Consider the following 13,286-nt stretch of genomic DNA (forward strand, 5'->3'; position numbering starts at 1 on the left):
CCCTCTACTCCTCTACTCATTCATCTCCCGATATGTCGCCACCGCAGAAGGTGAGACACGATTTAGATACCGGAAAATCCAATACTTGAAAATCGTATCTAGAATCACTGGGAACGTTGCGATAAATAAGAAAATGAAATCGCGATTAGCAGGTAAGCCGAAATGTTTTGAAACGCTTTCAAGAATGATTTCCCACCCGTGGGGAGAGTGAAAGCCGACAAAGACATCGGTAAACAAAATGATGATAAATGCCTTAGCACTGTCACTGAGTCCGTAAACCGTCTCATCCATAAACGATTTGAGAATGTCGATCTCGCGTTTACCATTCAGCAAAATTAAGACAAATGCGATCGTGCCTGCGATATCAGCAATCCAATTTTTAATTGCATTCGCACTTTGAGTCGAAAAACTGGCTGCAATTTCAGTCGCTTTTTCTCGAACTCGCACCTCAACTTGTTCTGATCGCTCTTTGACTCTGGCTTCGCGTTCTTCAGCAGGCAAGGTTTCTCGTTCAAACGTCTCTCTGAGCAGATTTTCAAATTTCAGACGTTCCTCGAAGCCCTGCAATTCTCTCAGAGCTTCCTCTGCCATTTCGCCATTGAGAAAAATACGATCGGGGTTTTCAACTTTGAAATTCTGCGTAATCCACGCACCCGGAATCAGATAGTTCGATAATGCAATATTGCGAACCCCTTGCTGCACGAGCAACGGCACCAAAATCAAAATGAGAACGAATCGAACTGCTAATAAAGTTTTGACCTTTGAAACTCTGTAATTTTGTAGCACTTCGGCTTCGGATTTGGGATCGAGATCTCGCCTCAGCCGATTGAGCGTCGTGAGAATCGATCGAGGCAGTAACCCAGTTTTATCAGAAAGGCTTTCAAAATCTTCGGACTTTTCGGCTGCATTCGCTGGAACGTTTTGAGTATCCGCAACGGTAAGATTGGGGTCAGAATTCTTTTTGTCAGGTTTGGTTGTTTTATCGGGACTTCCATTCATTTCAACTGCAAGCATCGAAGCTGAAACTGCTTCTAACGTCAGTTGCTCCTCTGCATATCGCATCAACACTTCATCAATAAATCGCAGCTTTTCGAGCGTGATGGAGGGTTTATCCTGGACAGTCGGCACAAATCGATCAGTTCCTACCTCAGTAGTTTCGATCGTCCGTAATGTATCCGCCGTTTGATTGGGATTGGTAATCGCCAAGGCTGAACGACTGCGATGAAACTCGGTCAATCTCATCCGAATGTTTCGCAGATACTTCTGCAAATCTTTTTCAAAATAAGCGAGTGCATTCCCTCGAAGCTGAGTCGCACGAGGCGAAATTTTCTGTCCGCCGAAATGCTCATTCTCGATCGCTCTAATTTTAAGAGCCGCATCATAAGCCTGATCTAGCGCTCGATCTGGGGTTTCAAGATACCATTGTTCAGCACGCCGAACGTAGTTTCTCAATTGTGACAACAGCGAATTATTGTTCATAGCTCAAGACGTAGCAAGTGCAAGATCAAACATCAGTGGAGAAGCAGAGGCAAACTGCAATGATCGCTCTATTCTAAAACTGCTTTTTCAGAAGATCTAGAATACAAGAACATCTTTATCATTAAAGGTGAGCAACATCCTAGCAAATTGTGTTGAGGCGATTCCGTGCAAAAGCAAACAGTTCAATCTGTCTGGATTACAGGAGCCACTCGCAGCGGCAAAACAGATCGATTGGTGGCACAAGCTTGCGAATGGATGAAAATGAAGCGCTCTGGAATTTTAGTGCTGGCAGCGATCGGAGATAATCGTCTGGCATTGAGCGATCGCATTAGCGAAGCAACGCAAGGAAAATTTCCGTTTCGCGCGACAACGCCGCTCGGATTCTTTGAGGATGAAGTGACGCTTTTTTGGGCTTTGCTGGTGCAACGCTTAGATCTAAAAGCTCAGTTTCCGCTAAGGTTGCGCCCTGAGAATGAGCAAGAACTCGCGACCAAACTTTGGCGAGTGGAATTAGATCACGCAATCGCTGAAGCTGGCATTCCTGAAGCTAGATTAGTGCGGCGAGTTCTAGATTTGATGCAGCTTGCAGCCTTAAGTGGTTTGTCGATCGAAGAAATTCCAGCATTGCTCAATCAAGGCTTACTAAAAGTTGAAGGAAAAATTTCAGAATTAGCTTTGTCGCCAGAAACAATTGGGGAAATGATGCAGCGTTGGCGAGCCTGGTGCTTGCGGCGGGGATTGTTGACTTATAGCGTGATCACAGATTTGTACGGGCGTTATTTACTCCATGATCCGGTATATCAGCAGCATTTGTTAGAGCGGTTTCAGGCGGTCGTCGCAGATGATCTCGATGAGTATCCGGCAATTGTGCGATCGCTGTTTGATTTTTTGCTTGATCGAAACATCCCTTGCGCGTTTAGCTTTAACCCGAATGGAGCGGTGCGATTAGGCTTAGGAGCCGATCCAGCTTACTTAGCACAGTTAAGCGATCGCTGTACAGTCGTGGAACTGAGCGATCGTACTCATCCTTGTTTGATCGATCAATTAGGAGAATCGATTTTAGATCTCGTTAGTGATCCGATCTTTTTTGCGAGTTTGCCAGAGTCGATTCAAACGCTTCAGACCACAACTCAGGCACAATTGATTCGCCACACCGCAGAAGTGATCATTAAAGGCGTGCAATCCGGGCAAGTCGAACCGCGCGAGATTGCTTTAATTGGGCCTGGGATTGATCCGATTTCTCGCTATGCGTTACGAGAAATTCTGACCCGCCAAAATATACCAGTCGAGTTACTCAACGATCAGCGCCCTTTAGCCAGTAGCCCGATTGTGCGATCGCTGCTCACTTTACTGACGCTGATCTATCCAGGCTTAGGCAGAGCGACGAACCGCGATACGATCGCTGAAATGCTGGTGATTCTCAGTCAAAAAACTGAATTGACAACAACCTATGTGATTGATCCGGTTCGGGCTGGATTACTTGCTGATCATTGTTTCGAGCCACATCCAGACCAACCGCGTTTACTTGCTGCAAATACGTTTCCTCGCTGGGATCGTTTAGGGTATCAAGCCTCTGAAGCGTATGAGGGAATTGTGCGCTGGATTGAGTCACAGCGATCGCAGTTAGACCATCGTTTGATTGCTAGCCCGGTCGTCATGCTCGATCGAGCAATTCAGCGATTCTTTTTTGGGGGAAGTCATCTGCCTTTTGATCAACTGGCTGGACTGCGAGAATTGATCGAGACGGCTCAGCATTATTGGGAAGTAGACGATCGATTGCGCCGGAGCGATCTCAGTGATGCACCTCAATCGCTGACGGTGCGAAATTTTATTCAACTGCTCAGAAGTGGAGCGGTCACTGCAAATCCATTCCCAGTCCGGTTGATTGAGCCGAATGCGGTGACATTGGCAACTGTGTTTCAATATCGTTCCACTCGGCGATCGCATCGGTGGCAGTTTTGGCTAGATGCAGGCTCGTCACGTTGGTTAAGTGGAGTCGATTCACTATTTGCGGCTCCATTATTTTTGCAAGATTGGCCAGGGCGAGTCTGGGATGTAGAAGATACTCAGATGATGAATGAACAACGATTACGACGCATTTTACTCGATCTACTAGCCCGTGCTGAGGAGCGCTTATTCTTGTGCTACAGCGACCTTTCGACGAGCGGACAAGAACAAACCGGAGTGTTGACGACGCTTGTGAATGCAGCGATTCCTTTAAGTTAAGTTATCTTCGACTAGGGCGTAGGTGCTTCAACGGGACGAACGATCGGTTCAGGCGTGGGTTCGTCCCGGAAAATAGCCTGCAAAGCTTGCTCTAAGGTTTCAGCCATCACAATGCGATTTTCATAAGCAACAATCACTCGGACTAAGGTCGGTAAACTGTTTTGATCAGCTTCTAGATAAAGTGGTTCAACATACAGCAGCGATTGTTCGATCGGAATAACTAGTAAGTTCCCTTGAATTGCTTTTGAGCCTTGGCGGTTCCATAGAGAGATTTGCTGAGAGATGACTGGATCTTGATTAATTCGGGCTTCAATCTGTTCAGTTCCAAAAATTAGCCGCTCTTTCGGAAAGGTATAGAGTAGCAAGCGACCATAATTTTCACCATCAGCACGGGCTGCTAACCAAGCGACTAAATTTGTTCGCTGGCGAGGAGTATAGGGAAGCAGTAAAATAAACTCTTCAAATGGAACATTTGGTAAACTCGTAATCAGATAGTACGGCTCAACAGGGCGCGTTTCGCTGCCGTACACTTCATTCGGAATTTGCCATTGATCCTCTCGATTGTAGAACACTTGCGGATCAGTCATGTGATAGGTCATCAAGCGATCGGATTGCAAATTGAAGAAGTCAACAGGATAGCGAATATGTTGCCGGAGTGCTGCTGGCATCGCGCTCAATGGCTTAAATAAACTGGGAAAAATCCTAGACCAAGTTTGAATCATCGGATCAGTGGGATCGGCGACATAGAAGGTAACAAATCCGTGATAAGCATCAATCACAACTTTCACAGAATTCCGAATGTAATTGATTCCTTCTACTAGGTCGGAATAAGGATAGTGATTGCTCGTGGTGTAAGCATCAACAATCCAGTAAAGATTGTTCTGAGCCGGAGCAGTGCTACTATCAGCAGCAACTAAGTAAGGATCGCGATCGTACATCAAAAAAGGTGCGATCTCTCGAATTCGCTGATTGATATTTCGGCGAAACAGGAGTTTGGTCTGTGGGGTAAATTCTCGCGTGACAAGGACTCGCCAATCTTTGAGATATACGGCAAACAATGCCCGTTGCCAGAGCGAATTTAATGCAATTCCGCCGCGTCCATCATAGGAATTATAGGTATTGTCGCTTCCGCTCGGAAAATCTAGCTCTCGTTGGCGAGTTCCCGTCATGACATAAGGATCTGTAATTTCGCCATAGTAGATACGAGGTCGTTCGATCGGAATACTTTCTCGAATCGATGGACTTGACGTGACTAGCGCCCCTTCTCCCTCATTGCCAATATCTCTAACAAAGTATTCGGGAAGTCCTCCAGCAGCTACGGTATTTACTGGACTGACCGTAAAGCCATAGCCATGAGTATAGATTAAATGGCGATTTACCCAAGTTTGAGCTTCTTGCGGCACCGCGTTGTAATCTAATTCTCTCGCAGCAATCAGGACTTGCCGCTGTTCTCGCGGCGCAGTGGGTTCTGTCCGTAGGGTATAGCGATCGATGTCTGCATCTGGAAATCGGTAGTACAGCCGGATCTGCTGAAGCTGACGGTTTGTGTCTAAAAGTGGGCGTTGATCCCAAAGGCGAATATTGCGAATCGTGAGAGGATTGTTCCGCAGATCCGCTTCACTCAACTGTCCCTGTGGGTTAAACGTTTGAATATCAATATCATTCAAGCCAAACGCTTGCCGAGTTAGCGCGATCGTTCGCTCGATATAGGGACGCTCTCGAACCAGTTCATTCGGCTGAACTGCCACCGATTGCACAAGTTCAGGAATGAAAATCCCTGCGATCGCTAATACTCCATACACCACTAAGCCAATTCCAACCCAACGCCGCCGTTTGGATTGGGGCTGCCAAAAGATACAGCGTCCCAAAAGGTAAAGTGCAATTACACTCGCAGTTGTTCCTAGGACAATATAAGCCGGGAGTTGGGCGACGACATCGGTATAGCTAGCTCCGAAAGATGCGCCTCTTCTGGAATATAGCAATTCATAGCAACTGAGCCAATAGCCAATTGTGATTGTTCCAATCACTCCAGCACTCACACCGAACAGATGACGTTGCTGTGGAGGCGAAAATCCAAGAAATCTACCTTCACTTAAACTATGTCCAGATGTGAGATAAGTTAAAGCAACAGCAATAAATCCATAGAGTGTAAGTCCAATCCACCAAAGAACTAAAAGCTCAATAAAAGGCAGTGTGAAAATATAAAATCCGATGTCGCGATTGAATAGCGGTTCAGTTGCATTAAATGCCGTGGGTTGAAGATACTGTAAGACCGTTGCCCAGTGTTGTGCAGCAATAAATCCGAGCAGAGCCGCAAAAACAACTGCGATCGCACTCAATGTAAACTGCGGATAGACGAGTACAGCGATCGCTGCCAAAATTGCTCCAGATGTATACCCTACCTGTGTACTAATCTGCTGTCCAACTTGCCAAATTGCGAAGAGATTAAACATCGAAATGGGCATTGGTAGGTTGACCTCTCCAATCTGCCAGTACTGCACTGCGATTTGCCCGTAGTGAATGAGGATTAACGCAAGCAGCAAACTGAGTCCGAATGTGAGCGGCAACAGGGTTCTTAAGCGCAGGGGCAGAATCGAGAGCGGAGGTTTGCGAAGTTCGAGGGTATCCGCTTGAGGAGATGGATGTTTGAGTTGATTGGCTCGTTTCAGATTCCAGCGAAAATATGCGATCGTAATAGCTGTCACCCCAAGCCACAGTAATCCTTGAGTCGTAAGTCGGAGCAGAAAGACTGGGAGATAGCTGACTTCCTGAAACCAGAGAAGTTCTGCTCCGAAGCGCGCTATGACATCCAGAAGAATCCATCCTCCGAAGCACAGAATCAGAAATCGCAAGAAAATCTGTTTGAACACGGTGACTGAGGGTTAATCAAAAGAAAGCATGACTAAGCCTAGCACTGATGGCAGGGTTACAGAGAAATGTAGGGTCAAGATATGTAGCGATCTGATTTAGGACTGGAGAACCCATTTCAACTCTGAATCTATAGCTATCCCCAAACTGCGCGATGGCAATTTGGGGATAGGAGCTAATTAGAGAGAGTTCATCTCAATACTTAGATGCCAACGGCGATCGCACCTGCTAAGGCTGATGCACCTGCTGAAACAAGAGCTGTGCCGAACAACCACCAAGCTGCTGTTTCTGCGGCTTTGCGGGTTTCTTCAGCCTGTTTTTGCGCTTGGCGTTTCACTTCTTCTAACCGCATTTGAGCTTCGGTCTGGAACCGCTCAGCTCGGCGTAAAACCGTATTCCGAGTATTTTCAACGCGATCGATAATCCGATTCGCCTCGGCTTCGGAAATGTCATCGCGGGAAGACAGCAAGGCGACGAGCGTATCGCGATTAAAGCTGCCTAAGCGATCTCGCAATGCCTCAAAACCTGCCTTCGGATCGTGGAACAAGGTGCGGAGATCATCGCTGATGCCGTCATAGTTCAATTCGGGGCGATCCATCGAATTCAGGTAATCCCGAATGCGATTGAGAATGCCATCAATCACGCTCTGAATCCGCGTTTGAATCGCTTGAATCTGAGCGGTGAATTGATCACGAACCGAGAGGACTTGATCAACCACGCGGCTGGCTTCTTCCTCGGTCATGTCCTGACGCTGCGCGAGCAACGCAATCATCGTTGCACGATCGATGTGAGATAAGCGATCTCCGAGCAGACCGAATCCAGTTCTCGGATCTCTCAGCAAAATCGTTAAATCGCGCTTAATTCCATCAGGATTGAGTTCTTCTTTGTCCGTGTTCCGCAGATAGTTCTCAAAGGTCGATTGGAAGTCTTGCACGCGATGCTGAGTTCGAGAAGCTAAGCGACGAGGAGCACGCACGATGCTACGAATCGAAGTTTGAACTTGATCGACCATGCGGTTTGCTTGTTCTTCTGTTAAATCAGGGCGCTGAGCAAGCAGTTTGACGATCGTGTCTCGATCCACTTGCGATAATCGCCGACCTAAGCGATATGCGCCTGTTTTCGGATCATTGAGTAATATCGTCAAATCGCGCTTAATCCCTTCTGGATCAAGCTCAGAGAGATTCGTATTACGAAGATAAGTTTCAATTGTCGTCGTGACACTATCAACTTGATCTTTCGCTTTACTAACGGCAATTTGAGGCGCATGAAGAATGTTATGGCGAACATCTTCAAGCTGGCGAACGATGCGATCGGCTTCTTCAGGAGTCAAGTCTTGACGCTGACCGAGCAGTTGCACCAAGGTATCGCGATCGAATTGGCTTAATCGTCCTCGCAGTGCCGAAGCTCCAGCCTGTGGATCATCGAGCAACAATCGGAAATCGCGCTTGATGCCTTCAGGATTCAATTCGTTCTTATCTGTATTGCGCAGGTAAGATTCCACTCTCAATCGTAGGGCTTCTGCTTCAGAACGCACTCTGTTCTGAACGTCTTGAGCAGAATTCAGCACGCGATCGCGTGTCGATTCAAATCGACCCACAATGTTATCCGCTTCCTCAGGCGTGAGATCTTGCCGTTGGCTGAGCAATTGCACCAAAGTATCGCGATCGAAATGGCTCAACCGAGTTCTCAGCGCGTCATAACCCGCCTCTGGATCATCGAGCAGAAGCGCAACTTCACGCTCGATCGCATCAGGATTCAACTCATCTTTGTTGGTATTGCGCAGATAGTGCTCAACCCGACTTCTGAGATCCGTCGATTCGGACTGTTCTTCTGCCTGCTGAACTGTACTCAGCACAGTTGAGCGAATGACTTCAAGCTGATCGGCAATTTCCGCAACTCGTGCCACAGGTAAGTCGCCGCGTTGCGTTAGCAGGTTGACAAAATCACCACGATTGAGGCGTTCTAATTCGCGTCTCACCACAGCCGGATCAGCTTCTGGATCATAGAGAACTTCACGAAATTCGGTCTCTAAAGTCTCACGATTAAAGTGCCAAGCATAGCTATTTAACAGATAGTTCTCAACGTCAGCTTTAATCGGACTGAAGCCAGAAGTTGCTTTCTCAGCGACATTCTGTGCGCCTTGAGTAATCTTGTCTCTTGCACTTTGAAGCTGTCCCATGATCTTTTCAACATCGAGATCAGAGAGATCCGTCCGTCCCATGACCGTTCCCATCAACGTTGAGAACCCGAACTGCATCGCACGATCAACTAAGCTCGGTTGCTCTGCTTTATTCGATTGTGCTAGCGAAGATAAAGTATCGCGCATTCCCGAAACTTGATCTTGCTGAGTGTTCTGCAAGATTTGACCTTGACGGCGCACTTCTTCAGTCAGTTGATCCAAGCGGCGACTGAGTTCATTCGTATCGACTTGCCCCGATTGAACCGTTTTCAGATACTCAACGAGTTCTTGAGTTGGGTCTTGGCGAGGTTGATAGCGTCCGATCGTGTCTTTCCAAACTGAATCTAATTGATCAACCAATCGAGCCGCGTCTCTTTTCGAGAGATCTGTCCGGTTGCTGATCAAATTCACAAACGTATTGCGATCGACACTGCGCAATCGATCAATCACATCGGTTGGAGATCCTGAACCAACAATATTCTGGAGTTCAGGGTCGTGCACCAGCTTTTCCAACTCGCCTCGAATATTGCGAAAATCCAACTGTTGCGGACGAATCCGCTCTAGATAGTCTTCTAATGAATCGCGCACACTTGCTGGATCAAGCCCAGATCCCAATTCTCGTCGCACGGCGGCGGCAGCGGCTTCAGCGGTCGAAACAACCTGCTGATTCACCGCTCTTGCTCCCAGTGCTGCGGTTGCAGTTCCAACGATCGCTTGGAAGCCTGAAGTTGCCGTATTAACGACAGAACCGATCAATGATCCAACTGTCGTCGAACTGACCCAAACCAATAAGGTAAAGTAGGCAGCCCAGATGACAACACCAATGATCGCACCCAGACTAGCAGTGGTCAACAAGCTCAATTTCACAGCTAATAAGCAAGCAATGAACAATGAAATGGACACTGTAATCAGCGTCCACATGCCCACTGCGAATCCGATTTTGCGAATCGTTCCGCCACCATTGCCAGAAGCATGATGATCATCATCATCTGAAGATCGTCCGAGATACGAAATCCCAGCCGCGACAGAAAGATTTGTAAACAGTAATTGAAATGCAAACGCTAATACAATGCCTGAAATTAGAGCGACAAAGAATCGAGGACCTGAAAACACCAATGCAGCTTGCTCTGGTGTTGACACCCGTCCGTCGATCGGAACCTGCGCCAGAAAACTCTGACCGAGTTCCAATGTTAAATTTGTTACTTGACTCATAGAAATTCCCTCATCAGACTTCGCCTAACACAACATCTGTGTCAGTGAGGCTGCAATTTTGAAACACTACCTTTGACGCTAGAATCGCTGAGTGTACGGGTTCTAAGCATCTTTCTCAGGTGAGAGGGGGGGTCTTCTGAAAGGAGGAGAAGGTCGATCCTATGGGAGGAGTTGAGCGACGACGCGATCGAGACCTACCGCTCTAGAAGCCTTAAACAATAAGCGATCGCCTGATTGCATCAATTGATTCAGTCGAGCAACAACTGCCTCGTGATTTTCAAACTTTTCGGCTAGAACAGGAGCCGCTGCCGTTGCCATTGCCTCAGCTTCCCCGGGATCAGCCAAAATCAACAGTCGATCGAGTTTCAAATTCTTGACTTGTTCTCCAACTTGCCGATGATATTGAATTGACCAGTCGCCCAGTTCTTTCATGGTTCCAAGCACAGCAATTCTCCGTTCTCCTTCGGTCTGTGCTAGCAATTTCAAAGACGCTAGCATTGACTCCAATCCAGCGTTGTAGCTCTCATCTAAAATGACGACATCGTTTGAGAGTTCATAGCGTTTTGCTCGACCGCTCGGTAAATCAACTTCAATTCCCTCGGTCAGCTTCGATGCATCCAGATTCAAAGCTTTCACCACTGCCAAAGCTGCTAAAAAATTCAGTGCATTGTGTTCTCCTAGCAAAGGTAGAGGAAACGCTAGATCCTCTACTTTCAGAGTTTCAGGATTGATCAAGTGTCCCTGCACATCACCACCGCTCAGCCCGTAAGTGATGGACTTGCCTTGCCAAACTGTTTTTGCTGTTTCTAGTAAAAGCAGATTTTCATAGTTCAAAATTGCCACTGAATCTTTCGGCATCTCAGCCAGTAACTCACATTTGGCTTGAGCGATCGCTTCTCGCGATCCCAAAATTCCAATATGCGCTGTTCCTACATTGGTAATCACACTAATATCAGGACTTGCAATCTGAGACAGCAGCGCAATTTCTCCGAGCGCTCTCATTCCCATTTCAATCACTGCAAAATCATGATCTTGATTTAATTCTAAAAGTGTTTTTGGAACTCCGATCTCATTGTTGTAATTTGCTTGCGTCTTATGAACTTTGCCGTATTTCGATAAAACTGCTGCAATCAATTCTTTTGTCGTCGTCTTTCCAACTGACCCAGTAATCGCAATAATTGGAATCTTAAATTGAGTCCGCCACCAATGCCCGATCGCTTGATACGCAACCAAGGTATCTGGAACGATCAGGACAGGAAGATCACCTGCATCAAATTGAGCATCCACGATCGCGGCAATTGCCCCTTGCGCGATCGCGGATTCTACAAAATCATGTCCGTCGAATTTCTCACCACGTAATGCCAGAAAGATTTCACCTGGTTTGACAGCACGGCTATCTGTTGTGATGGAAGTTGCCGTGCATGACCGATCAGGTAAATTCTGAAAAGATGCCTCAAGGACTGAAATAATCTGCTCTAGAGTTGCGTGGAAAGACATGAGAATCAATTGGCGTTTAACGGATTGAGTTTACATCTTGGCGCTACGCTTGCCTAGAGGGGATCGAAAGCTCCTGCTACCCCCACTCCCCACTCCCAAAAACCATGGGACGAAAAAAAATGGGGCGAGACTCACCCCATTTCTCTCGAATTTTCTACCCTCTACGGCAGATTTGCATTTGCCATAGCCGGAGTTGGTGGAAACACTTTCTCTTCCACCTCTCCCGGTGAGCCTAAAGGCTGCCCCGCGCTCTCGTTATAAGAAACAATCACGCTCCCTGCATCTCCTGCCGTGACCACGACCTGCTTGTTTGCTGTCCAAGTCCGCTGCGTCCCCTTCGGCAACGCTCCTTCGTAGGCAACTTGGTCATCTGCGGTCACTCGCACCCAAGACTCCGCAGTCAAGGTCATGCCAACCCGCACAGGCTTATTCGAGGATGGAGCAACTTTCTTAGCCCCTGTCTCCTGCTTCGCCGGGAACATCGGTCCCATCGGAACCGTGGGAGGCTTCTGCATCTCAATCGTTGCCACTGCCGACTGAACCGATCGATTGAGAAAATACGATAAGCCATTCACTGCCCCAACAATCAGCAGCAGATAGAGCAGATACAGATGCACCGGGCGCAACTGTGCTCCGGGCAGACTTCTCCAAGGCGCACGGATCTGAGGGAGTGCCATCACACCAGTCGTTGGAAACTCGCTGGCAAATTGCACACCATTTAGCCCGATCGCATCGGCATATTGGCGGATAAAACTATGGATATAAACAGGCTCAGGCAACTCGTCAATCTTGCCCTGTTCGATCGCACGTAACAATCGGGGCTGAATACAAGTCGTGCCTGCCACCCGTTCGAGGGGAATCTCTTGTGCTTGACGGCGATCGCGGAGTCGAGCACCCAATTCAGCGAGCCGTTCGGCTTGTTCTCGATTCGTTTGGAGGGTTTGCTGTCTCATCTGCGCTGCTCCTTCATCTGTGCTGGCAACCTCTCTGGGAGGGTCATTCCCTGCTTCAACAAGCGAATTTCAAACTTTTCGAGTGAGCGATATTGTCCTGGGCGCAAGGTAGATTTGCTCGGTGGCTGGAGTAAAACATCCCCAATCGCGATTCGGTGAAGCCGAACAACAGGATAACCTAACTGCTCAGCAATGCGCCGAATTTGCCGATTTCGACCTTCTCGTAAGATAACTCGCAATAGTGTACCAGAGGAATTCCGGTTTAGAATGTTCACAGTTGCAGGCAAAGTCTTTCGATCGTCTAACATTACGCCTTCTCGCCATTGCCGCAGAGCGGAACTAGACAATTGTCCCACCACTTCGACATCATAGGTTTTCGCAATGTGATGGCGCGGATGAGTCAGATAATGAGTCAATGCGCCATCGTTGGTCAATAAAAGCGCTCCGGTCGATTCTACATCTAACCGCCCTATCGGGTGAAGACCTTGCCCCTGTCTTAAGTCTTCAGGGAGAAGCTCAAGAACAGTACGGCGGTCTTGCGGATCGTGGCAGGTCGTGACCACTCCTACAGGTTTATTGAGGAGTAAATAGAGAAATTCGGGGCGATCTTGGGGGTAAATCACTTGCCCATCGACTTCGACTTGGTCTAGGTCAGGGTCAGCTTTTTGTCCCAATTCGGCGATCGCGCCATTCAGCCGAACTCGTCCTTCGAGAATCATCTGTTCCGCCTGCCGTCGGGAGGCGATTCCCCATTGTGAAAGAATTTTTTGTACTCTTTCGGTCATGACAAGATTGGGCAAGAGGAGTAATACCGAAACATCACCGTAACTATGTGCATCAAAACTAATATGTACAAATATTACATCAGCCTG

7 protein-coding genes are annotated in these 13,286 nt (G+C 47.7%); 1 reads left to right on the forward strand and 6 read right to left on the reverse strand.

Annotation, left to right across the window (positions count from 1 at the left end; translation table 11 throughout):
- Positions 1-12: 12 nt before the first annotated feature.
- Positions 13-1,479 carry a proton extrusion protein PcxA gene (locus OU814_RS09700; protein ID WP_017285735.1) on the reverse strand — a complete coding sequence of 489 codons (1,467 nt, stop codon included), beginning with the start codon at positions 1,477-1,479 and terminating at the stop codon, positions 13-15.
- Positions 1,480-1,644: 165 nt separating this feature from the next.
- On the opposite strand from OU814_RS09700, the gene OU814_RS09705 reads away from it, so the two are divergent.
- Positions 1,645-3,705, forward strand: a complete 2,061-nt coding sequence (locus OU814_RS09705; RefSeq protein ID WP_268182302.1) for a recombinase family protein — start codon at positions 1,645-1,647, stop codon at positions 3,703-3,705.
- Positions 3,706-3,716: 11 nt separating this feature from the next.
- Here the strand turns inward: OU814_RS09705 and OU814_RS09710 are convergent, their stop codons facing one another.
- From OU814_RS09710 to OU814_RS09730, 5 genes are all read right to left on the reverse strand, one after another.
- Positions 3,717-6,575, reverse strand: a complete 2,859-nt coding sequence (locus OU814_RS09710) for a UPF0182 family protein (RefSeq protein WP_268182305.1) — start codon at positions 6,573-6,575, stop codon at positions 3,717-3,719.
- 200 nt (positions 6,576-6,775) lie between these two features.
- Complete coding sequence (locus tag OU814_RS09715; RefSeq protein ID WP_268182307.1) at positions 6,776-9,964, reverse strand: MFS transporter; 3,189 nt, start codon at positions 9,962-9,964, stop codon at positions 6,776-6,778.
- Between the two features lie 159 nt (positions 9,965-10,123).
- Positions 10,124-11,461, reverse strand: a complete 1,338-nt coding sequence (locus OU814_RS09720; protein WP_268182310.1) for a UDP-N-acetylmuramoyl-tripeptide--D-alanyl-D-alanine ligase — start codon at positions 11,459-11,461, stop codon at positions 10,124-10,126.
- A 161-nt stretch (positions 11,462-11,622) separates the two neighbouring features.
- Positions 11,623-12,414 carry a helix-turn-helix domain-containing protein gene (locus OU814_RS09725; protein WP_017285740.1) on the reverse strand — a complete coding sequence of 264 codons (792 nt, stop codon included), beginning with the start codon at positions 12,412-12,414 and terminating at the stop codon, positions 11,623-11,625.
- On the reverse strand, positions 12,411-13,199 hold the full coding sequence (locus OU814_RS09730; RefSeq protein WP_268182313.1) for a pseudouridine synthase: 789 nt from the start codon (positions 13,197-13,199) through the stop codon (positions 12,411-12,413). The genes OU814_RS09725 and OU814_RS09730 overlap by 4 nt, the downstream gene beginning before the upstream one ends.
- Positions 13,200-13,286 lie beyond the last annotated feature (87 nt).

Source organism: Leptolyngbya sp. GGD, from assembly GCF_026735145.1.
Lineage (GTDB): Bacteria > Cyanobacteriota > Cyanobacteriia > Leptolyngbyales > Leptolyngbyaceae > Leptolyngbya > Leptolyngbya boryana.